This is a genomic window from Flavobacterium sedimenticola (genome assembly GCF_030053345.1).
In the GTDB taxonomy this organism is placed as follows: domain Bacteria; phylum Bacteroidota; class Bacteroidia; order Flavobacteriales; family Flavobacteriaceae; genus Flavobacterium; species Flavobacterium sedimenticola.
The window spans coordinates 393,929-415,264 of sequence record NZ_JASGBP010000001.1 but is presented as its reverse complement, the minus strand read 5'-3'; the positions used below and the strand labels follow the sequence as shown (position 1 = coordinate 415,264).

The window sequence follows — 21,336 nt, the reverse complement described above, 5'->3', positions numbered from 1 at the left end:
GTAACAAAAATAGGGTTTTATTGGTTTACGAAAATCCATTTTCATCAATAGTTTTGATAAAATGAAAACCTCTCGGCACATAGCCTTGATTGTAATAAAACCGTTGCGCTTCGAAGTTTGCGGTGAAGGCATCTAATACGACACACGTACATCCTGATTCTTCGGCTTTTTTGGCTACATAATCGGTAATGCGTTTCCCAATCCCTTTTTTCCGATAGTCGGGATGTACAATAAAATTATCGATTTCGAGGTATTTTCCGGTCCAGAGTTTAGTGCCCGACCACAACCCGGTTAGCCCTACACAGGTGTTTTCCTCAAAAACAGCGATTTGCCGGTACGCTTTGGGAACCATTTGATGCAAGAATTGCTCATAGCGTTCCAAAGTCATTTCGGGATACAACAACTGCATCATCGGAAGTTGCGCAACCATTTCGGCAACAGAAGTAAGCTCTTTTATGTTCACCTTATTTTTTCTTTTAAAAGTAAAAAAAAAGAGTCAACCTAGGTTGACTCTTTTCAAAGAATATTTTGTGGAAATTATCCGTTCAAGGCTTCCGCACCACCAACAATCTCGAGGATTTCTCCGGTAATCGCGGCTTGACGCGCTTTGTTGTACGTTAATTTCAATTGGTTTCTTAAATCGGTTGCATTATCGGTTGCTTTGTGCATTGCCGTCATACGAGCTCCGTGCTCGGCTGCAAAAGAATCTCTCACCGATTTGTACAATTGTGTTTTTAATGATTTCGGAATCAAAGTCAACACAATTTCTTCTTTAGACGGTTCGAAGATATAATCGCCGGCAGAAGCTGCTTCCGACTCCATAGGCGCTAGAGGCAAGAACTGTTCGGTTTGTACTACCTGAGTCGCCGCGTTTTTGAATTGGTTGTAAATGATTTCGATTTTATCGTATTCTCCGCTAACGAATTTATCGGTAAGTAGGTTGGCCACTTCCGCTACATTGTCGAACGTTAAGGTATCAAACACATCACTTCTGTTGGCTACCACCGAATAGGATTTACGCAACACATCGTTTCCTTTTTTACCGATGGCAAAAACATCTACTTGTTTTCCGGCATAGCTCTCGGCAACCGTTTTTACTTGCTTAATCACGTTGGTATTGAAAGCACCGCACAATCCGCGGTTAGATGTGATCGCTACAATCAAGACCTTATTGACTTCGCGTTGTGCCGTGTATTGTCCTCCGGCGTCGCCGTCTAAGGTAGCACTAACGCTTTGTAATAATTCCGTTAATTTTTCGGCATACGGACGCATCGCTGTAATGGCATCTTGTGCCTTTTTCAACTTTGCGGCAGAAACCATCTTCATCGCCGATGTGATTTGCATCGTCGATTGAACGGAGGTAATTCTGTTACGGATTTCCTTTAAGTTTGCCATGTTTTTGTATTAAGATTTTAGTATTAAGTATTAAGACTAGTTCTTGAGTATTTCAAGTCTTTCGTCTTAATACTTGATACTTAATACTGATTAGTTATATTTTGCTGAAACTTCTTTTGCTGCTTTTTCTAATACATCGGTAATGTTGTCATCTAACTTACCGGCTTTTAAAGCATTCAACGTATCTCTGTGTTTGTTGTTTAAGTATTCGATATAATCTTTTTCGAATTCTTTTACTTTGTTTACAGGAACATTACGCAACAAGTTTTTAGACCCGGCATAGATAATCGCTACCTGATCTTCTACGGTAAACGGATCGTTTACGGCTTGTTTCAAGATTTCAACGTTTCTTCTACCTTTCTCGATTACGTTCAACGTAGCCGCATCCAAATCGGAACCGAATTTAGCAAACGCTTCCAATTCGCGGAATTGTGCTTGGTCTAATTTTAACGTACCCGCTACTTTTTTCATCGATTTGATTTGCGCATTACCCCCCACACGAGATACCGAGATACCTACGTTAATCGCCGGACGAACCCCTGAGTTGAACAAGTCAGACTCCAAGAAAATTTGACCGTCGGTAATCGAAATTACGTTGGTTGGAATATACGCAGAAACGTCACCCGCTTGTGTTTCGATAATTGGTAAGGCTGTTAATGAACCGCCGCCTTTAACGATTGGTTTTAATGAATCGGGTAAATCATTCATGTTTTTCGCGATATCGTCATCGGCAATTACTTTACACGCTCTTTCTAACAAACGAGAGTGTAAGTAGAATACGTCTCCAGGATACGCCTCACGTCCCGGTGGTCTTCTCAACAACAAAGACACCTCACGATACGCTACCGCTTGTTTAGACAAATCATCATAAATGATTAAAGCCGGACGACCTGAATCACGGAAATACTCACCTATCGCCGCACCTGCCATTGGAGCATATACCTGCATTGGCGCAGGGTCAGAAGCGTTGGCAGCAACAATTACTGTATAGGCCATAGCGCCTTTTTCTTCTAATGTTTTAGCAATACCTGCAACTGTTGAGGCTTTTTGTCCAACAGCTACGTAGATACAAAATACCGGTTGACCGGCATCGTAGAACTCTTTTTGGTTCAAGATAGTATCGATACAAACCGTAGTTTTACCGGTTTGACGGTCACCAATGACCAACTCACGTTGTCCTCTACCTACCGGAATCATGGCGTCGATTGACTTGATACCGGTTTGTAACGGCTCGGTTACCGGCTGACGGAAGATTACTCCCGGCGCTTTTCTTTCCAAAGGCATCTCGTATAAGTCACCACCGATTGGTCCTTTACCGTCGATTGGCTCTCCCAAAGTGTTTACCACACGACCAACGATTTGTTCCCCTACTTTTAAAGACGCAATACGTTGTGTTCTTTTAACGGTTGAACCTTCTTTGATTCCGGTTGAAGGTCCTAAAAGTACTACCCCAACATTGTCTTCTTCCAAGTTCAATACGATAGCTTCCAATCCGTTATCGAATTGTACTAACTCACCGTATTGGGCATTTGATAACCCGTACACACGAGCGATACCATCACCTACCTGAAGAACAGTTCCTACTTCTTCTAACGTAGCACCGGATTGAAATCCTTCTACTTGTTTCTTTAATATTGCTGAAATTTCAGCAGCTTTAATTTCTGCCATAATTATTAAGTATTATCTTCCTAAGTTTATATTAACCCCAGATCTTTGAGGCTCCTGATTATTGTTTATTATAATTGTATTGTTCGTTGTCTTATTGTATCTTTCTGAAAAAGCATTACCGTATTTCTCCACTAATTTCTGAACTTTTTCTTCGTCCAATGTCCCATCGGGATTAACCACTTTGGCAGCATATAAAATTTTAATAATTTTTTTATATGTTTCTTGCAATTCTATGCTGACATTAAAGCCTAAAAATTTAATCTCGGTATAAGAAACGTTACCTGTTTTGTTATAATTTGTAATTGGCTCAACTCCTTTAAGCTCAATATACTTCATATAAATAATTTCATCTCCGGATAAATTTGTCAAACTACAGGTAGAACTAAACATACCGCATCCGTCCGAATTTAACCAATGTTGATCGTCGACAAAGACTTGGTCTTTTTTGAGTTTTACTTCTTGGGAAAAACCCAATGAAACGATGCTTAAAGATATAACTAGTAAGAACTTTTTCATCTGTTAGTTTGAAAATTCTCTACGTAGCTCCTGCAATCTGTTGGCTACAGACGCATTGTATTGTTTGTCACCGATTCTCAAAACAAATCCTCCGATAATAGACGGATCAACAATGTTTTCAATGGAAACTTTTTTATTGGAAATGGTCGCTACTTTTGCTAAAACTTTAGCTTCCAAATCGGCCGTGATCGGAAACGCGGTGGTTACTGTTGCTTTTTCAACCCCGTTCATTTCATCAAACAAGGCATTGAACTGAGCAGCAATAGTGGCCAATATTTCAAATCTTTTGTTTTCTTGTAACAAGCGGAATAACGAAATGGTCTCTGATTGTACTCCTGAAAAAACTTCTTTCAAAGCATTCATTTTTACCTCAGAAGTAATAATTGGGCTGGCTAAGAATTCGCTCAATTCGGCGTTTTCGTTAACCGTGCTTACTATTAACAACATATCGTTGTTTACCCCGGTAGCATTTCCGGAGGTAACCGCCGTATCTAATATCGCTTTTGCGTATCTAATCGCAGCTCTTGACATACCGATTAATTTAATTTTACATCACCTAACATTTTCTCTACCAATTTGGTTTGAGCTTCTTTGTTAGATAATTCGTCTTTTAATAATTTTTCTGCGATGTCTAACGACAAAGAAGAAACCTGAGCTTTCAATTCGGCCATAGCGGCATTTTTCTCACTCTCGATAGAAGCTTTGGCTTGCTCAATCATTTTTTGACCGGCTACCTGGGCTTCTGTTTTAGCATCGTTAATCATTTTTTCTTTGATTTCACGAGCTTCTTTCATCATGGTATCACGCTCTAAGCGGGCATCAGCTAATAATTTCTCATTATCCGATTTCAGATTTTGCATTTCTTTCTTAGCGTTCTCGGCTGATTGCAATGCATTTTTAATTCCTTCTTCTCTTTCGTTAACCGCATCTAAAATAGGTTTCCACGCAAATTTTTTCAAAAGGAAAATTAGCCCAACGAACAATACCGTTTGCATGATAAACAAACCTATTGAAAACTGTCCAAATAATTCTTCCATTATATTTATGTCTTAAGTTTAAATGATGTTTAATAGTAAACAAAAGCTACAACCAACCGTTATAGCTTTTGTTTGTTTTTTTAGTTTACTGCAAATAAAGCAGCGAAACCGATACCTTCGATAAGAGCCGCAGCAATCAACATCGCTGTTTGGATTTTACCAGTAGCTTCCGGTTGACGAGCAATAGCGTCCATAGCTGAACCACCGATTTTTCCGATACCGATACCCGCTCCGATTACTACCAATCCAGCTCCAATAATTTTAGGAATTTCCATAATGTATATATATTTAATTAAACATTCAAATTTTAGTGATGTGCCGCTTCATGGTGGTGCTCATCGTGGTGATGTTCTTCAACAGCGGCTCCGAAATACAGCGCGGCCAACATCGTAAATATGTAAGCTTGCAACAAGGCTACCAAGATTTCCAATAACGACAACACAAAAGCCAAGAAGAACGATAAAGGGCTTCCGATTGGGCTGTTAAAAGTGTACATCAAGGCAATCAAACTCATTAATACAATGTGTCCGGCTACCATATTGGCATACAAACGAATCATCAACGAGAACGGCTTTATAATGGTTCCCAACAGTTCAATTGGCGCCAAAATAAACTTCATCGGAACCGGTACACCCGGCATCCAAAAGATATGGCCCCAATAATCTTTTTTGGCTGTAAATGTGGTAATCAAATAAGTAATAACAGCTAAAGAAGCGGTAATCGCCAAGTTTCCGGTAATGTTAACCCCCAGTGGCGTTAATCCGAACATGTTTAAGAACCAAATAAAGAAGAAGATGGTTAATAAAAAGCTCATGTATTTTTTATAGTGCTTCTCGCCAATGTTTGGAATGGCAATGTCGTCTCTAATGTACAAAATAATCGGCTCAAAGAATCTTCCGGCACCTTTAGCAATAGAACCGTTTTTCTTATATGATTTTCCTAAACCGGCAAACAACAAAAATAAAAGTAAGCCAACTACCAAAATCATGAATACGTTTTTAGTAATCGAGAAATCAAGAGGCTTGGCATTGGTTACATGCCCTTTTTCGTCTTCGGTAAAGTTTCCTTGAGCATCGGTTTTGTATATTAAACCATCGTGGTGATTGATCTTATAATAGTTTCCTTTGGATTCGGCAACGGCTTCTCCGTGCTCAAATTTGGAAGATAAGAAAACGTGTAATCCTCCATCCCACAAAATAACAGGTAAAGGAAAACCAACATGGGTTGGGTGCTCTTCCCCACCATAGGTGAAAAGGGTAAAATCATGAGAATCCATCAAGTGGTGCTTGATGTAGGCTTTTCTTTCTAAATCTGCTTTTTGCTCTTCCGTAAGATTTTCGGCCGCTCCGTGAGCCTCATGTGAATTTGATGCGGCTTTGTGTGTGACTTCTGCGGCTACATGAGTAGAGTCTCCGGTTGGATTTGCAATACTAACTAATGGTAAAAATGCTACTAAAGCAGCGATTATAATTTGGAGTGGTTTTTTTGAAAACACCATATCTGATAATTAGCTAAGATTTTATTTCTCAAATTTGGTGCAAAAGTACAATATTAATTAATATTAAAAAGTATATGAATTATTTTTTTTGGCAGAATTGTCAATTTACAACCCTTTTATTGTTTATTATTTAAAATTCTGATAGTTACATAGGTTTCTATTGCCAAAAAGTAAATAAAAACGATAAAAAAGCTCATCTTTTCGGTAGTTGTTTTAGGCAACGTTTCGGCTAATATGGGTTTAACCATCATATAAGCCACAACCATCTTTAAAGTAGTCAGTAGTAAAAAGACATATCCTACCGAGTTGATTTGGTTTTGCTTGACTTTGTATAAGATTAAAATTAAGAGCGCTGAAAAACAAAAAAAGAACAAATACACCAGCGGAACGGCATATACAAATTCGACTTCAAAAGTGGCCGGAACCCAAAAATAAAACAACAATTTTTGCACTGCGAAACCGATTATTCCTAAAAAAGCTATGATAAGAATCGATTTTACTTTTTCTGACTTCATGTTATTCTTGGTCTGATTTGTTGATTTCCTTTAATTGGCGGTTGATGTTGTAAAAGGCGATGGCCACCCCGACCAAAGTGAGTATCTTAACGTAAACTTGATGAGGATTGGGATACTTCGAGTCGAGCCAACGACCCAGATACGCAAACAAGAAAACAATGGCTCCCATTTGTGTGGGAATACTAATGAGTGCCAGCCACTTGTTACGCGATTTTTTCTTCTGAGGGTTGTCCATTATTCGGGAGATTTTTCACATGTGGTTTCATGACGCAGGTAGCACTGAATTCGGCTCCCGGTTCTACCGATAGTTTACCGCAAACCACTTCGCCTTTGATGTGCGATTTTGATTTTACATTGAGGATTTCATGCACCTGAATTTTTCCTTCAAATGTCCCTTCGATATCGGCGTTTTTACAAACAATATCGCCCTTAACGCTTCCGGCAGGACCAATGACAATTTTGCCTTTGGACTGAAAATTACCAATCAAATGGCCATCCAATCGGAAATCGGCAGGAGAGACAATATCGCCGGTGATGGTGGTTCCTTCTACTATTCTGTTGGTTTTCCCCAACAAATCGGTATATGATTTTTGGCTTTTCTCAAACATAATTCCTCGTTTTATCTTCCCGGTTTCGGCATTTGCGGTGATGGCGGTAAGGCAAATTCTCCATTGGTGGTTTCTTCTCCTTTTTGCCCTTTACCTTTTGGCATTACCGGATTGTTGTTTGCCGGTTTTTCCTGGGTTTTATTTTTAGCGTTTTCCTTTTCTTGTTTCTGAGGTTGTGCCGGCTTTTGAGGTTGCGGTGTTGGTTCTTTTTCCAAGGTTCCGTCCCAGTTTGGTTGGGTTGGGTTGTCGGTTAAATTCCCGGCTAAGAACTCCTCAATATTTTTCTTAATCTGAACAATGGTATAGTTTTCAGTAGAAATTATAATTGGCACATCCGTTACCTTGTAATCTTTATAATCTTTTAAAATGGCCGTAATTCCCAAGGCTAAATCTTCAGAATTAATACCGTGAATCACCACAAAGTTATCGGTCATGGTATATATATCCAACGAGACCGTAAGTTTTTCCAAACTGCGGTCTTTGATAAACTTGGCTATCTTTTCTCTCAGTACTTTGGTGTTTTTATCTTCAAAGTCTTTGGTACGGTATAAAATCTTCCAGTTTTTAGACGGCAAACTGGACAATTGTAAGGCTTCCAATTTAGGCATATCAACAGCTAACATTTTCTCGGCTCTTTTGCCTTCTTCGCTGTTAGGGTAATTGAGTGCTACAAAATTTAAGGCTTTACTGTATTCGCCTAAGCCCGATAATTTACCGGCCAATCTGGCTTTGAGCAATTCTAGTTTCGGCACAATTTCTTCACCTGTAAAACGTTCTATGGCGCTGTCTGTGGCAATCAAAACGGCTTTGTAATTGCCCTCTTGGTATTTTTGGTACAATCGTTCGTAAACCACATTCGGGGAATCACTCGACTCCTCTACTGAATTAGACGTGTTGCTCAAAATTTGAGCATATCTCGAGGTAGGGAATGAGGTAATGATTCGCGTCTTCATCCCTTCGGCTTTGGCCTTGTCTATGATTTCGTAAATTTTATACAAATTATACATGGAAGGCAATACCAATCGCTCTTCCGGATTATTCTTTAACAATTGCTCCAGTTTATCGGCAGCGCGTTTGTATTCTTTGAATTTTTCCTTGTAGATAACCCCTAATTGATAATACGCAAAGTTACGCTCTTTGCTCAAACTGTCTATAACAGTTTGTGCTGTCGGGAGCTGTTTGATATAAAAATCGGCCGTGTAACGTTCGTCGACTTTAGCTGTATTTTTGTCATTGTTTTTGTCTTCCTCCTCGCTTTCCTCTTTGTCCTTACTATCCGATTTTGAAGTACTCGTTTCCAGTCGCCAATTATCTTGAAGCGCTCTTTTGCCCCAACTTTTGCGGAATTCCTTTTGTCCGTAAGCCACGGTTGAAGGATTGTAAAAGTAAAACGTACTTTCTTTAGGAGCATTGGAAGAGGCTGCGGCAATGTTGTCTTTCCCTTTTTTGGTGCCGACAGAACCGCTTTCTACATCAATCTTACCTTCACTTCTGGCTTGATTTTCGTTAATGATGGCTTGCTTTTCCGCTAACTTTTGCGCAGCTTCTTCATCTTTCTTAAGCTTTTCGATATACTTTTCGAAATAAGCCGTTTTTTCGGAGCCCGACATGGAGTACAATGAAATAATACTGTCGTTGCGCTGCGCAATGCCTTCGTACTTAATAACGTCCTCGAGGTTCTCTCTTTTCTTTTTGATTAAATTGAATTCTCTTGTTCTGGGCTTTAATTGCACCAAAGTACTGTCGTAATATTTTCCGGCCGTAACATATTTGGCGGTATTGAAATAAATATCGGCCAAATTTCTGTAGTTGGAAGCGGTAAGATACGAGTCTTCCGTTTTCTTTCTTAACGATAAATTGTAATGCTTCTTCGCCTGATTAAAATTGTTCTTTTTATCGTAAAACAAGGCCACCTGATGGTGTAAAACATCTAAAAAAGGTCGGTTTTCACGATCCTCCAATAAATCGTTGAATTTTTTCAAGAACGACAAGGTATCGCCTTTTTCATAATCAAACTGAGCAGCCTGACGCGCATGCGCGTGAATCACGTACTGGCGAGCCGACTTTCGGTTCATATCAATAACCTCTTGATATTTCACAAAAGCACTGTCTTTGTACCCCAATTCTTCATACAATTGGGCCAGAATAAAACGGTATCGGGCTTTTTCCTCATTAGATTTGGTGAAGTCGGTAGCCAATTTAATTTTCGCTACCGCACTGTCTTTCTCTTCCATGTTGAGAAACGCTTGAGCCAAGGCCGCATTCGCATCAGCAAAAATCTGATCTTTGAATTTAATTTCTTTGAGAAGCTTGGTTAAATTATTGATCGCAATGGCATCGTTTTCCAAACGCATATTGGTTTTTTCGCGCCAAATTTTTACCTCGTAAATTTTATCGCTTTTAGGATACTTGTAAAGTACATAATTAAAAGCTTCCAAAGCCGGTACAAAACGCTGATCATAATAACGGGCTTTCCCCAGCAGCAAGTGTGCTTCGTCCATTTGCGGGTTTTTTTCAGAACCCTGAATATTCATGGAATGCTTCTGAATCGATTTTATCGCTTTGGTCTCGGCACGCTCAAAATTGGCATTCCGATTTTCACCGGGCATAATGGCGTCTTCGGAAACCTGCATTCTTTCGATAGGTAATCGTTCCCAAAAATTATCGCGATTTTGGTTTTTTACATCTTCAATGCCTTTGTCCAAGGCAATTCCTCCATTGTAAAGTATGTTGTATTTGGTGCTGAGTGCGTGAGAATTTCGGGAAAGAAAGGTGTTTTTCTTGGTAGAACAAGCCACCAAAAAAACAAACAATCCCGAGAAAATAAAGTATTTAACAGTATTGGTTTTCAAAACGAAACGTATTTTTATTATAACGTGAATTAGTTACAATTAGTATAACTAACTGGTAAAAATACGTTTCTTTTTGATATGGCAAAAGATTAGACGGCAAAAAATGCTTCCAGTTCCTTCAAGGTTTCCGGCGAGGTTTGTATGTCTTTTACCACTTCGCCTAAATGCAAAGCTACAATTCGGTTACAAACCTCAACGGTATGCACCAAATCGTGACTCGAAACCAAAATGGTTCTGTTGGGGTCGGTGGCTAATTCTTTAATGATTTTTTTGAGCCGGTTTACCGTAGTTGGGTCCAGATTGGCGAACGGTTCATCGAGAATAATAACTTCGGGATTGCCAATCAAAGTCGCAATAATACCTACCTTTTTCATGTTTCCTTTCGATAAATCGCGCAGGTATTTTTTGCTGTTGAGGATTTCACCGTTAAAAAACTCCTCGTGTTTGGCCAACAAAGCATCCACATCGGCTTTGTTTTGACCGCGTAAATCGCCTATGAAATAAAAGTACTCTTCGGCCGTTAAATAGCCAATCAAAAAACTTTCATCGATAAAAGCTGCCGTAAACGGTTTCCAAGCTTCGCTGGTATTGACTTGCACATTGTTGTTTTCGATGTGACCGGTGGTAGGCTGAATTAAATCGAGTAACAAACTGAAAAATGTGGTTTTACCGGCACCGTTGTTGCCTACCAAACCAAAGCTTTGTCCTTTGGGAATTTCGAGATGATTGATGTGTAAAACTCGTACACCGTTATTGTAGGTTTTGGAAAGATTGTGAACGTGTATCATGGTATCGTTAGTTTTGTGTTGTGGGTTAATTTTTTTGTTTGTAAGCGGCTATGGTCGCGTACTTTTCGGTTTTGTAAATCTTTTCGATTTTATCGAAAACAGAATTGCGGAATGCAAAGCCTAATATTCCGGCCACTGCCACGAACACCAATCCGATATTCGGCGAGAAAAGATAATACCCTAAGGTGTATAACCCCATGGGCACTACCATTTTGGGTAGGGAAATCAACATGGTTTTCATATTAAACGCTTGTTTGTCGCCAAAAGCCTGTTTGGACGTAGTTAGGTCGATAGGCGTTTTTACAAAAGCACCACCCAACATGACCAAATGTGAATTGACTCCGATATTAAAAATGGCTCCAACTACTATGATTAAATATGTATGCAATCCAAAATACAAATAGAAAGAGGCTATCAAAGTTGAGACAACCGTTCCGATAACCATCAACCACCACTTAGAACTGATGTACTCTCGGTATTGGATGTTTTGGCTCATCATGAGTTGGTAATAGGCACTGTCCCAACTCGGTACAAATTGACCGAACGTGAATAAAAATCCGCCCGACACAAAAATTCCCGCAAAAACCTTCATCCACGGATTGTCGTAAGCCTCAATCGATTGGGTAAAAAACAACAACCCATAAAAAATAAAGATAAAGCTCATGATTAATGTAGTTCTCGAACGCTTATTGCGTTTGAGCAATCGAATGTCATTTTTAAGGAAAGTCCCCAAAGTACCAAATTGATCCAACCAGGTAAAGTTCTCGGTTTTGGCTACCTCACTTTTCTTGGCCAATCCGTCGTCTAAATTCAGTCGGTTTTTGAAATAGTTAAACGAGAAATAATACGTGGCTGATACCAAAATAACCGGAGCCAAGAAACCATAGTAGGTATCATACATGTTTTGGAAAAACAGCTGACTATAGGGAGTGATATCGAAAACATCATAATATTGTGAAGTCGCCAAAGCGGCCAAAAGCCCCAAAACAGTATAAAAAACAATATTTTTACTATTGATTAAAACATTCAAAAAATTATTGGTGTAAATCAGTGCCAACATTCCAATATGCCACAATAAAGCTTGATAACCATAGCCTTTGTACAACAATACTATGGTAAATGGCACAAAGAAAAAGGCGTGCAACACATTAAAAAACGAAATCACGGTTTTTCCCAACGAGTAGTGAACAATAGTACTACGATTGATAGGTAACAACAGTAACGGTTTGATATTGGTCACCGGCATTTTTTGCAAGAAATAGCGAATAATCAAATCAAAAAGCACATAATAAATCATAAATTTATTAATGGTGCTTAAGGGTTCCATTCCTTCGTCTTTTAAAATAAAAAAGACGGCTGTTCCCAGAATGGCAAAGCAGGCAATGAAATACAAGGCTGCCAATCCCATGATTATTTTCAGCGCCAGATTAGTGCCGAAGGAAGCCGAACGAACAAAGGATTTCCATTCAAGCCGGATAAAGTGTTTGAGCATAGTGTGTGGTTTAGGTGTTGCGAATTAGTTTTTAAAGTTAGAAAAATGTTACACACTTTCAAAGTTTCATTGCTTTCTTAATCATCTTCATTTTTCTACCTTTGCAAAAAAAAGCTATGTCATCCTTTTACAAATTACATATCAAAGAAGTAAAACACGAAACGCCTAATTCAATTTCGGTGGCTTTTACCATTCCGGCCGAGTTACAATCGGCCTATCAATTTACAGCCGGTCAGTATGTTAACTTAAAGCTTACTTTAGACGGTGAGGAAATTCGCCGAGCCTATTCTATTTGTTCGTCACCAAACAGCGGCGAATTACGAATTGCTATCAAATCGGTGAAAGGCGGCTTGTTTTCCAAATTTGCTAACGATCATTTGAAAGCCGGCGATATTGTAGAAGTAAGTCAACCCGAAGGAAGGTTTACTTTTGACCCTTCTTTTTCCAATCAAAAAAATTATGCGGGTTTTGCCGCCGGAAGCGGCATCACTCCGGTGATGTCTATTTTAAAATCGGTTTTAGAAAGCGAACCGAAAAGCACCTTTGTATTGGTATACGGCAATAAAACCCCCGAGGAAACCATCTTTCACGATGAATTACATAGCTTACAATTGAAATATGTCGGACGCTTTTTTGTGCATTTTGTATATAGTCGAGCCAAAATCGACAACGAACTCTTTGGTCGTATTGACAAGTCGACGGTTAATTTTATACTGAATAACAAGCACAAAGAAAAAGAGTTTGACAAGTTCTACTTGTGCGGTCCGGAAGACATGATTAACACCGTTTCTACCGTATTGAAAGAGCATAATGTTGCTGAAAAAAATATCAAGTTCGAATTGTTTTCTACCTCAACAGCCGGCGAAAATACCGCAGCCGCCTCCCATGAAGGGCATACCAAAATCACCATTTTGGTAGACGATGAAGAAACCACTTTTGAGATGTCGCAAAAACAAACGGTGTTGGAAGCGGCCTTAAAACAAGGGATCGATGCCCCATACTCATGTCAAGGCGGTATTTGCAGTTCTTGCTTGGCACGAATTACCAACGGTTCGGCCGAGATGAAAAAGAATTCGATTTTAACCGATAGTGAAGTAGCGGAAGGATTGATTCTTACCTGTCAGGCGCATCCGACTTCGGCTGAAATTTACGTGGATTTTGATGACGTGTAACTCGTTTTCCGTCGCCGTTTATAGTGTTCAGAGGGTTAACTGCGACTGAATCCTGTTTACTACTTTCGCAACCGGAATGGTTCGCATGGCATCTTCGTAACCCGGAACATTCTTATTACCATAGACCGATGTGGGTAAAAGCGGGTATTTTTCTCGGTCGGCTGTCAAACAGTTGTCAAAAGGTTGGTGGAACGGTTTAAATCCGGCATACGGATGCGTAGCGCCCCAAAGTGTAACGACTTTTACCCCTAACATGGCCGCAATGTGCGCGTTTCCGGAATCCATGGAAAGCATGACATCAAGGTTTGAAATCAAATCTAATTCTTGCTTGAAAGAAAGTTTCCCGGCTACCACAATTACATGTTGCTTTCCTTGTGACAACCGATTTAGTTTTTCGGTTTCTTCTTTTCCGCCACCGAAAAGAAAGAGTTTACTATGTGGATTTGAGGCTAAGTCGTCGATTACTTTTTGCATTAAATCGAGCGGATACACTTTGAAATCATACTGTGCAAATGGCGCAATGCCAATCCAATGCTGCTTTTCTTTTTCTCCTGAAACCCGGATAATATCAGCCGATAATTGGGCCTTTTCAGGAAAAACAGGATTGGTTACATCAACAAAAAAACCGAGATTTTTAAAAGTGTCCACATGGCGATCAATCATCGGTTTTACCGGTGCGAAGATTTTATTTTCGGCACGTGTTAAGGCTTTTTTATCGGCTCTGCCTTTGTCGGTATACGCGATCTTCTTTCCGCTCAGCGCAAATAAATTGCGAATTACAATGGAGCGCAACACATTGTGCAAATCGGCCACAGCATCAATTTTTAGCTTTTTTAAATCGGCGTATAAGGCAAACAAGCCCATGGTGCCTTTGTGTCTTCCTTTGACATCAACCGCAAAAAAGTTCACGTTGGGAATGTCATCGAAAAAAGGCTTAAAAAAAGGTCTTGATACGACCGTGATTTTGACGCCCTGATTTTGCTGAACAAAAGCTCTAATAACAGGAACCGTCATTGCGACATCGCCCATGGCTGATAATCGAATGACGGCTATATGTGTGATAGATTTTGACAAGAAAACGATATTTAAATGGTCATTTTGGCCTTACGGGAAAAATCTCATCGTTCTGATGCCCTAATTTGATTTCTCCTTCGTTGAAATGACCTACTGAATTATTTCTTATTCTGATACAACACCGGATTCAATTCCTCGTCGTTGTACATTTTCATTTGTTTGTACACTTTCATGTACTTGTCACCGTTTTCAATATCGGTCAACAAATCGTTGATGGAAATAAACATATCGTTTTTTTGATCTAACAATACGTTCAATTTATCCTGACATTTCGCGCGATGTTCCGCAGTCGCTTCGGCACGATTAGCCTCTTCGCTCATGTGGTAAATTTTTAAGGCTAAAATCGACAGACGGTCGATAGCCCAAGCCGGACTTTCGGTATTGATTTTCGCGTTAGGTTTTACGGCAACATCTTTATATTTCTGCAAAAAATAACTGTCGATATACTCTACCATATCGGTACGAACTTGGTTGGAAGCGTCAATTTTTCGCTTCAAATCTAAAGCCGCTACCGGGTCGATTTGCGGATCGCGAATAATGTCTTCGTAATGCCATTGCACTGTGTCTACCCAATTTTTGGCATAAAGCAAAGCTTCAATACTTCCTTTGGTGTAAGGATTTAAGGTGGGTTGATACACATCATCAATAACGTGATAATCTTTAATACTTTGCTCAAAAATCGGAAACGCAAATTGTGAAAACATAACGCTGGTTTTTATTTTATTTGATACTATTCGACCTCAAGGTCTTGAGTGCAAAGATAGTTTTTATACTTTTACCGCAACATACAAAATTTTGTCGTCCATGCACATTCATTACATTTCAGAGCAGAATAGTATTTTGAACCATTTTTTGGCCCAAATTCGCGATGTTACCATTCAAAAAGACAGCATGCGTTTTCGCAAAAACATAGAGCGCATTGGCGAAATTATGGCCTATGAGCTGAGTAAAACATTAGCATATAAAAACATAGATGTACAAACCCCTTTAGGCATTAAGCACACTACGACTATAGCCGATACTGTAGTTTTGTGTTCTATACTACGTGCCGGATTGGCATTACACACCGGTTTTATGACTATTTTTGACAATGCCGAAAACGGTTTTGTATCGGCCTATCGCCATCATTATGACAACGATGACAAGTTTGATATTTTAGTGGAATACCAAGCCGCGCCCTCATTTGAAAATAAAAATCTGATTTTAATTGATCCCATGTTGGCCACCGGACAATCGATAGTGGCGGTATTGCACAAATTACATTTGGAACAAAAACCCAAAGAAATTCACATTGCGGTGGTCATTGCTGCTCCCGAAGGCATTGATTATTTGGAAAAAAACCTGCCGGACAATTGCCATTTATGGGTAGCCGCTTTGGACGATAAACTCAACGAAAAAAATTATATCGTACCCGGTTTGGGCGATGCCGGCGACTTGGCTTACGGCAGCAAATTATAGTTGGGCAAAAAAAGCTGTAAAACTCCCAGCGATTAGTAACAATGCTACAATTTCCTGATACATCTTGTTATGGGAATACTCTATGTTATTGGTAGCCATTTCCGCTAACGGGAAAAAGGTAAACAACAGCATGGCATTGTCTTTTTTGGCCGAAAGCGCAAAAACCGCAATACCAATGATAAAACCAAAGATCATTTTTTTATAAGAAGCTTGTAAAATTAGGGGTCTGTTGGTTAATGAAAATACCATCGAGAACAAAAAATAAAGCGCTACAACCACAAAGAAAGACAAGGCGGCATTCTGATAATTATTGGTAAAATAATTCAGTTCGAAATTCATCTGGGTTTGTTGCACCAAACCGTTTATCCAAGCAGGATTCATGACTAAAGCCACCAGTACAAAAACCACTGCGGTAGCCACAAAAGCCACAAATGGTAAGAGCCAATTTCTGAAATCACGTGAGACGTGAAAAATGATAGAAATATAGACCAGCAGGATGAAAAGAATACACCAAAAGTGAAATAAACCGGCGATAAATATCCACATAGAAGCATCAAATATTTTTTCTTTCGGCGATTTTAAAGTTTGCAGTGAAATGAGTCTGCGCATGGCCAAGAGCAGAAAAAAATCAGCCAAAAGAAGCTTTGTATTGTCAAAAACCGAGGGGAAAAGCATCAAAAACAACAGAAAAAATAAAATCGCATAACTGCTGTCTTTCGTCAGACCGTTTTTTTTGACAATAAAATTAACCAGAAAAAGGGAGCCTATTAAAACACTGATTAACAAAAGCTTGTGTGTAAATCCGTTAGCGCTTGTGCTCACCGGTTCGATGCCGGCGTGGTACATAAAAAAACACCCCAACAACAAAATGACTACCAAGGCATAATTTACAATGCTCGATTTTTTAAAAATACTTGTTATCATAAGTATATTTTATACATTTGTGGGGTAAATATAACACATTCATACCATGAAAGCATTTTTTGAAGGTATTCAAACTTTATTTGTAGATTTTTTATTCAAACCTTTCGATTGGTTACGTACTTTAGAGCTAAGCAACTGGTGGTTGGCCAACATTGTAAGTTGGGTTTTAATCCTGGTTTGTTGCAAATATATTGTTTACTGGTGCCAAGAGTTGAAAAAGCATCAAGACAACAACGAAGAAAATCAAGATACTACGGCTCACTCGTTTTTAAGTTAAGTCGAAACCGATATCTTTTCTGAAATACATCTTATCAAAATGTAGTTTTGCTATATTTTGGTAAGATTTTTTTATGGCTTCTGCGTAGTTGTCCCCAAAAGAAGTAACGGCTATAACTCTTCCGCCGTTGGTAATTACTTTGCCTTCGTCTGACTTTGTGCCGGCGTGAAAAACGATAGAATCTGTCACATTTTCCAATCCCGAAATAGCATGCCCTTTGCTGTAATCTTCCGGATAACCACCGGAAACTACCATGATGGTAGCAGCAGTTCTGGTATCAATTTGAAGTGAAACCTGATCTAGTTCTTGACTAGCTACGGCTGAGAAAAGCTGTAAAATATCGGTTTGAATTCGCGGCAAAACCACCTCAGTTTCAGGATCGCCCATTCTGACATTATATTCTATAACCATAGGCTCACCTTTAACAATAATCAGCCCAATAAAAATAAACCCTTTATAATCAATGTGGTCTTTTTGTAATCCTTCCACGGTAGGTTTTACAATTCGGGTTTCAATTTTTTCCAATAAAACTGCATCCGCAAACGGCACCGGTGATACAGCGCCCATTCCACCGGTATTAAGTCCGGTATCTCCTTCTCCTATTCTTTTGTAATCTTTTGCGGTAGGTAACATTTTGTAGTTTTTCCCGTCCGTTAGGACAAAACAACTCAACTCAATACCTGCTAAAAATTCTTCAATTACAACTTTGGAACTGGCGGTACCAAACTTAGCGTGAAGGAGCATATTCCGTAATTCGGTTTGCGCCTCGTGCAAGTCATGAATAATCAAAACACCTTTTCCGGCAGCTAAACCGTCAGCCTTAAGTACGTATGGAGGCTGCAGTGTTTCCAAAAAAGCACAGCCTTTCTCAACGGTTTCTGCCGTAAAACTATCATAGGCTGCTGTGGGTATGTTGTGTTTTACTAAAAACTGTTTGGCGAATTCTTTGCTGCCTTCTAATTCCGCTCCTGTTTTTGACGGTCCGATTACCGGAATATCTTTAAGCTGAGCATCATTTTTGAAAAAATCATAAATCCCATGCACGAGCGGATCTTCGGGCCCGACAACAACCATAGTTACCTGACTTGCTAAGACAAACTCTTTTACGCCTTGAAAATCAAGAGGATTGATGTTGATATTGGTTGCGATTTGGTTCGTTCCCGCGTTTCCGGGAGCTACGAAAAGTTTATGGCATAGCGAACTTTGTACAATTTTATAGGCAAATGCATGCTCCCTTCCTCCGGAGCCTAAAAGTAAAACGGTCATGTTGTTGTTGTGTTGTGTTAAAAAAGTATGCAAAAATACAAGTATTCTTTTTTTATTGTCTGTTTTTTACTAATTTAGTTTCCAATTTTTTAAAACACTACACACAAATGAAAAAACTTTTACTTTCTATTTCCTTTTTATCTTTAGGATTTGCTGCAAACGCCCAAAGTTGGACTTCCCAAGCTACCGGATTTAACATTGCATCCAGGGGTATTGAAGAAATTAACATCGTTGATGCCAACACCGTTTGGGGATTGGCGTATGACGGTTCGGGCGCAGGTGCAACAATACAAGAATTTACACTGACTACGGATGGTGGTGCCACTTGGACACCGGGAACCATTAATGTAGGAGATCCTGCTTTAGGCATTAATAATATTTCTCCAATAAGCGCCACTACTGCATGGGTTTCTGCCGTAAATGGAACGGACGGAACCGGAAGTGTAATCTTTAAAACCTCTGACGGAGGCGCCAACTGGGATCAACAAAATATAGGCGGTTTTACCAATGCAAGTTCATTTGTAAATTACGTTCACTTTTTTGACGCAAATAACGGAATGGCTGCCGGTGACCCTATTAATGGGGAGTTCGAAATTTACACTACTAACGACGGGGGTGACAATTGGACATTAGTTCCGGGTGCCAATATCCCTAATCCTTTGAGCGGAGAATACGGGTACAACGGAGGAAACAGTGCAATTGGTTCCACCGTTTGGTTGGTAACCAATAAAGGCAGAATTTTGAAATCTTCTGATATGGGACTAACCTGGTCAGTAGCTCAAGCGCCGTTAACTGATTTTGGAGGAACGGCTCAAAGTGGTCGATTGATTTTTAGCGACCTCAACAACGGTGCCTTATTGAAAATCGCCGGTACTACTTATACTTTTTATACGACTACAAATGGCGGTACTACATGGTCGGCCGGAACGCCATTTACGGGAACTTACAGATTGTTGTCATACATTCCGGGCACTACTACTATCGTTGCTACAGGAGCCGGTACTACAACCGGTGGAACAGGTTCTGCTTACAGCAGCAACAACGGAACTTCATGGACAAGTATTGACTCTGGTGCTCAAAGAGGCGTTTCCGCTTTCTTTAACGGAACAACAGGATGGTGTGCTGGTTTCAATACCGATCCGTTTACTGATGGTATTTTCAAATTAAACGGAACTTTAGCTAATGATAGTTTTAACGCTACCTCTTTTAAAGTATATCCTAACCCGGCTAACAATTTCGTAACGATTGCTACAGAAGGTTTAGATTCGTACAACTTAAGAGTAACGGATTTAAGTGGTAAAGTAATGATGGCTAAGGAATTAACTGGTATTGAAAACACTGTGGATGTTTCAAGTTATGCTGCCGGTGTTTACTTCTTTGAAGTTAATTCGGGAAGCAAATCGGAAACTATTAAAATTATCAAAAATTAATACTAATAAAATAGTATTTTTAAGGGCTGACATTGGTTAGCCCTTTTTTTATGTTGCATATTTTCAATTTATCACTTCGTTGTAAAGGTTTCCCGCTGCAAAAAGCACAGCGGTTATATGACTCCATTCAAAATAAGAATGATGCTGATTTTGAAAAATATGTCGAACAAAAGAAACTGGAAATCGTTAATTTCCATCTGGAAAATAATACTTCCTACCAAGAACTATTTCATCCGAAAGAAACCTATACTTGGTCTGAAATCCCAATCATGACCAAAAAAGATTTTCAAAAACCTTTATCGGAACGTCTTTCAAAAGGATATTCCTTACAGAAGGTATACGTCAACAAAACCTCCGGTTCGAGCGGAGATCCTTTTATTTTTGCTAAAGATAAATTTTGTCACGCCTTGACCTGGGTCAATATTTTTAATCGATTCCGCTGGTACCATATCGATTTTAATGTCTCGCTTCAAGCGCGTTTTTACGGTATTCCGTTAGACTTTATAGGATATACCAAAGAGCGGTTGAAAGATTTTTTGAGCCATCGTTATCGCTTCCCTATTTTTGACTTATCAGATGAAGTGCTGGAAAAGGTACTTTTAAAATTCAGCCATAAAAAATTCGACTATATCAACGGCTATACCAGTTCTATTGTCCTGTTTGCGAAATTTTTACAGCAAAAAAATATTATTTTGAAAACCGTTTGTCCTACCTTACAATGTTGTGTAGTCACCTCCGAAATGCTTTTTGAAGATGACAAAAAACTACTCGAAAAACAATTCGGTATCCCCGTAATTAACGAATACGGTGCTTCAGAACTCGATTTAATCGCTTTTCAAAACCCACAAGGAGAATGGCAGGTGAATTCTGAAACTTTATGGGTTGAAATAGTAGACGACCAAAACAACATTCTCCCCTATGGCGAGGAAGGCCGAGTGGTAATCACGTCGTTATACAACAAAGCCCATCCGTTCATTCGTTATGACATCGGCGATATCGGTATTTTAGACGAAAAAAGCACCGTTAAAAAGCCGATACTCAAAAAATTAATCGGAAGAACAAATGATATTGCCGTATTGCCGAGCGGAAAAAAAGCACCGGGTCTGACTTTTTATTACGTAACCAAAAGCATTATTGAAGATGACGGAAATGTAAAAGAGTTTGTGATTAAGCAAACCAAAATCGATACATTTGACATTGAATATGTAAGCCAAATGGAGTTGTCAGAAAGTCAAATTAAAGCTATAGAGAAAGCCATTACAACTTATTTAGAGCCGGGACTCCGCTTTTTGTTTACCCGAAAAGAAAAGTTGGACCGGAGTAAAAGCGGTAAATTGAAACAATTTGTTTCTTTAGTACAATAAAT

Annotated in this window: 23 protein-coding genes; 5 read left to right on the top strand and 18 right to left on the bottom strand. The window is 39.3% G+C overall.

The window, feature by feature from the left end; all coding sequences use genetic code 11:
- Positions 1 to 25: 25 nt before the first annotated feature.
- The 14 genes from QHT84_RS01810 to QHT84_RS01745 all read right to left on the bottom strand — a co-directional run bounded on the left by QHT84_RS01810 (position 26) and on the right by QHT84_RS01745 (position 12,369).
- Positions 26 to 463 (bottom strand): GNAT family N-acetyltransferase, encoded by a 438-nt coding sequence (locus QHT84_RS01810; protein WP_283237827.1) that lies wholly within the window; start codon positions 461 to 463, stop codon positions 26 to 28.
- 74 nt (positions 464 to 537) lie between these two features.
- A complete protein-coding gene (gene atpG / locus QHT84_RS01805; RefSeq protein WP_283237826.1) occupies positions 538 to 1,395 on the bottom strand; it encodes an ATP synthase F1 subunit gamma in 858 nt (285 codons plus the stop codon).
- Between the two features lie 90 nt (positions 1,396 to 1,485).
- Positions 1,486 to 3,063 carry a F0F1 ATP synthase subunit alpha gene (gene atpA, locus QHT84_RS01800; protein ID WP_283237825.1) on the bottom strand — a complete coding sequence of 526 codons (1,578 nt, stop codon included), beginning with the start codon at positions 3,061 to 3,063 and terminating at the stop codon, positions 1,486 to 1,488.
- 12 nt (positions 3,064 to 3,075) lie between these two features.
- Positions 3,076 to 3,579, bottom strand: a complete 504-nt coding sequence (locus QHT84_RS01795) for a hypothetical protein (RefSeq protein ID WP_283237824.1) — start codon at positions 3,577 to 3,579, stop codon at positions 3,076 to 3,078.
- 3 nt (positions 3,580 to 3,582) lie between these two features.
- Positions 3,583 to 4,116: an ATP synthase F1 subunit delta gene (gene atpH, locus QHT84_RS01790; RefSeq protein ID WP_283238303.1), complete on the bottom strand. Its 534-nt coding sequence runs from the start codon at positions 4,114 to 4,116 to the stop codon at positions 3,583 to 3,585.
- Entirely contained in the window at positions 4,116 to 4,616 is a 501-nt protein-coding gene (locus tag QHT84_RS01785) for a F0F1 ATP synthase subunit B (RefSeq protein ID WP_283237823.1), read from the bottom strand. Before QHT84_RS01785 ends, atpH begins: the two co-directional genes overlap by 1 nt.
- 80 nt (positions 4,617 to 4,696) lie before the next feature.
- Complete coding sequence (gene atpE / locus QHT84_RS01780; RefSeq protein WP_283237822.1) at positions 4,697 to 4,891, bottom strand: ATP synthase F0 subunit C; 195 nt, start codon at positions 4,889 to 4,891, stop codon at positions 4,697 to 4,699.
- A 32-nt stretch (positions 4,892 to 4,923) separates the two neighbouring features.
- Positions 4,924 to 6,114 (bottom strand): F0F1 ATP synthase subunit A, encoded by a 1,191-nt coding sequence (atpB, locus tag QHT84_RS01775; RefSeq protein ID WP_283237821.1) that lies wholly within the window; start codon positions 6,112 to 6,114, stop codon positions 4,924 to 4,926.
- 116 nt (positions 6,115 to 6,230) lie between these two features.
- Positions 6,231 to 6,629: a hypothetical protein gene (locus QHT84_RS01770; protein WP_283237820.1), complete on the bottom strand. Its 399-nt coding sequence runs from the start codon at positions 6,627 to 6,629 to the stop codon at positions 6,231 to 6,233.
- A gap of 1 nt (position 6,630) precedes the next feature.
- Positions 6,631 to 6,864 (bottom strand): AtpZ/AtpI family protein, encoded by a 234-nt coding sequence (locus tag QHT84_RS01765; protein ID WP_283237819.1) that lies wholly within the window; start codon positions 6,862 to 6,864, stop codon positions 6,631 to 6,633.
- Positions 6,833 to 7,237 (bottom strand): bactofilin family protein, encoded by a 405-nt coding sequence (locus tag QHT84_RS01760; protein WP_283237818.1) that lies wholly within the window; start codon positions 7,235 to 7,237, stop codon positions 6,833 to 6,835. The genes QHT84_RS01765 and QHT84_RS01760 overlap by 32 nt, the downstream gene beginning before the upstream one ends.
- Before the next feature lie 11 nt (positions 7,238 to 7,248).
- Positions 7,249 to 10,089, bottom strand: a complete 2,841-nt coding sequence (gene porW / locus QHT84_RS01755; protein ID WP_283237817.1) for a type IX secretion system periplasmic lipoprotein PorW/SprE — start codon at positions 10,087 to 10,089, stop codon at positions 7,249 to 7,251.
- Between the two features lie 89 nt (positions 10,090 to 10,178).
- Positions 10,179 to 10,877, bottom strand: coding sequence for an ABC transporter ATP-binding protein (locus QHT84_RS01750; protein WP_283237816.1), 699 nt, complete (start codon positions 10,875 to 10,877; stop codon positions 10,179 to 10,181).
- Between the two features lie 25 nt (positions 10,878 to 10,902).
- Positions 10,903 to 12,369 carry a DUF5687 family protein gene (locus QHT84_RS01745; RefSeq protein ID WP_283237815.1) on the bottom strand — a complete coding sequence of 489 codons (1,467 nt, stop codon included), beginning with the start codon at positions 12,367 to 12,369 and terminating at the stop codon, positions 10,903 to 10,905.
- 116 nt (positions 12,370 to 12,485) lie between these two features.
- Between QHT84_RS01745 and QHT84_RS01740 the strand changes: the two genes are divergently transcribed.
- Positions 12,486 to 13,541, top strand: coding sequence for a ferredoxin--NADP reductase (locus QHT84_RS01740; RefSeq protein WP_283237814.1), 1,056 nt, complete (start codon positions 12,486 to 12,488; stop codon positions 13,539 to 13,541).
- Positions 13,542 to 13,568: 27 nt separating this feature from the next.
- Here QHT84_RS01740 and QHT84_RS01735 read toward each other — a convergent pair whose 3' ends face one another.
- A complete protein-coding gene (locus QHT84_RS01735; RefSeq protein WP_283238302.1) occupies positions 13,569 to 14,570 on the bottom strand; it encodes a glycosyltransferase family 9 protein in 1,002 nt (333 codons plus the stop codon).
- A 143-nt stretch (positions 14,571 to 14,713) separates the two neighbouring features.
- The gene (locus QHT84_RS01730; RefSeq protein ID WP_283237813.1) at positions 14,714 to 15,319 is read right to left on the bottom strand and encodes a DUF4254 domain-containing protein; all 606 of its coding nucleotides are present in this window, start codon (positions 15,317 to 15,319) and stop codon (positions 14,714 to 14,716) included.
- 100 nt (positions 15,320 to 15,419) lie between these two features.
- On the opposite strand from QHT84_RS01730, the gene upp reads away from it, so the two are divergent.
- Positions 15,420 to 16,073, top strand: coding sequence for a uracil phosphoribosyltransferase (gene upp, locus QHT84_RS01725; protein WP_283237812.1), 654 nt, complete (start codon positions 15,420 to 15,422; stop codon positions 16,071 to 16,073).
- Here upp and QHT84_RS01720 read toward each other — a convergent pair.
- Positions 16,068 to 16,997 carry a DUF6427 family protein gene (locus QHT84_RS01720; RefSeq protein ID WP_283237811.1) on the bottom strand — a complete coding sequence of 310 codons (930 nt, stop codon included), beginning with the start codon at positions 16,995 to 16,997 and terminating at the stop codon, positions 16,068 to 16,070. The two genes, upp and QHT84_RS01720, sit on opposite strands and share 6 nt — an antisense overlap.
- A 46-nt stretch (positions 16,998 to 17,043) precedes the next feature.
- Here QHT84_RS01720 and QHT84_RS01715 point away from each other — a divergent pair, with 46 nt between their 5' ends.
- Positions 17,044 to 17,274, top strand: coding sequence for a DUF6341 family protein (locus tag QHT84_RS01715; RefSeq protein WP_283237810.1), 231 nt, complete (start codon positions 17,044 to 17,046; stop codon positions 17,272 to 17,274).
- Here the strand turns inward: QHT84_RS01715 and purD are convergent.
- Positions 17,266 to 18,540, bottom strand: a complete 1,275-nt coding sequence (gene purD / locus QHT84_RS01710; RefSeq protein ID WP_283237809.1) for a phosphoribosylamine--glycine ligase — start codon at positions 18,538 to 18,540, stop codon at positions 17,266 to 17,268. The two genes, QHT84_RS01715 and purD, sit on opposite strands and share 9 nt — an antisense overlap.
- A 107-nt stretch (positions 18,541 to 18,647) precedes the next feature.
- Between purD and QHT84_RS01705 the strand changes: the two genes are divergently transcribed.
- Both QHT84_RS01705 and QHT84_RS01700 read left to right on the top strand, forming a co-directional pair.
- The gene (locus QHT84_RS01705) at positions 18,648 to 19,970 is read left to right on the top strand and encodes a T9SS type A sorting domain-containing protein (protein ID WP_283237808.1); all 1,323 of its coding nucleotides are present in this window, start codon (positions 18,648 to 18,650) and stop codon (positions 19,968 to 19,970) included.
- 50 nt (positions 19,971 to 20,020) lie between these two features.
- A complete protein-coding gene (locus tag QHT84_RS01700; RefSeq protein ID WP_283237807.1) occupies positions 20,021 to 21,334 on the top strand; it encodes a phenylacetate--CoA ligase family protein in 1,314 nt (437 codons plus the stop codon).
- Positions 21,335 to 21,336 lie beyond the last annotated feature (2 nt).

Coding starts and splice junctions, on each gene's coding strand:
- QHT84_RS01730 (WP_283237813.1), bottom strand. CDS start 15,319: ATGTTTTCACAATTTGCGTTTCCGATTTTTGAGCAAAGTATTAAAGAT.
- atpB (WP_283237821.1), bottom strand. CDS start 6,114: ATGGTGTTTTCAAAAAAACCACTCCAAATTATAATCGCTGCTTTAGTA.
- QHT84_RS01715 (WP_283237810.1), top strand. CDS start 17,044: ATGAAAGCATTTTTTGAAGGTATTCAAACTTTATTTGTAGATTTTTTA.
- QHT84_RS01760 (WP_283237818.1), bottom strand. CDS start 7,237: ATGTTTGAGAAAAGCCAAAAATCATATACCGATTTGTTGGGGAAAACC.
- QHT84_RS01770 (WP_283237820.1), bottom strand. CDS start 6,629: ATGAAGTCAGAAAAAGTAAAATCGATTCTTATCATAGCTTTTTTAGGA.
- purD (WP_283237809.1), bottom strand. CDS start 18,540: ATGACCGTTTTACTTTTAGGCTCCGGAGGAAGGGAGCATGCATTTGCC.
- QHT84_RS01795 (WP_283237824.1), bottom strand. CDS start 3,579: ATGAAAAAGTTCTTACTAGTTATATCTTTAAGCATCGTTTCATTGGGT.
- QHT84_RS01765 (WP_283237819.1), bottom strand. CDS start 6,864: ATGGACAACCCTCAGAAGAAAAAATCGCGTAACAAGTGGCTGGCACTC.
- QHT84_RS01750 (WP_283237816.1), bottom strand. CDS start 10,877: ATGATACACGTTCACAATCTTTCCAAAACCTACAATAACGGTGTACGA.
- atpG (WP_283237826.1), bottom strand. CDS start 1,395: ATGGCAAACTTAAAGGAAATCCGTAACAGAATTACCTCCGTTCAATCG.
- QHT84_RS01720 (WP_283237811.1), bottom strand. CDS start 16,997: ATGATAACAAGTATTTTTAAAAAATCGAGCATTGTAAATTATGCCTTG.
- QHT84_RS01785 (WP_283237823.1), bottom strand. CDS start 4,616: ATGGAAGAATTATTTGGACAGTTTTCAATAGGTTTGTTTATCATGCAA.
- QHT84_RS01740 (WP_283237814.1), top strand. CDS start 12,486: ATGTCATCCTTTTACAAATTACATATCAAAGAAGTAAAACACGAAACG.
- atpA (WP_283237825.1), bottom strand. CDS start 3,063: ATGGCAGAAATTAAAGCTGCTGAAATTTCAGCAATATTAAAGAAACAA.
- QHT84_RS01705 (WP_283237808.1), top strand. CDS start 18,648: ATGAAAAAACTTTTACTTTCTATTTCCTTTTTATCTTTAGGATTTGCT.
- QHT84_RS01700 (WP_283237807.1), top strand. CDS start 20,021: ATGTTGCATATTTTCAATTTATCACTTCGTTGTAAAGGTTTCCCGCTG.
- QHT84_RS01745 (WP_283237815.1), bottom strand. CDS start 12,369: ATGCTCAAACACTTTATCCGGCTTGAATGGAAATCCTTTGTTCGTTCG.
- QHT84_RS01735 (WP_283238302.1), bottom strand. CDS start 14,570: ATGGGCGATGTCGCAATGACGGTTCCTGTTATTAGAGCTTTTGTTCAG.
- atpE (WP_283237822.1), bottom strand. CDS start 4,891: ATGGAAATTCCTAAAATTATTGGAGCTGGATTGGTAGTAATCGGAGCG.
- upp (WP_283237812.1), top strand. CDS start 15,420: ATGCACATTCATTACATTTCAGAGCAGAATAGTATTTTGAACCATTTT.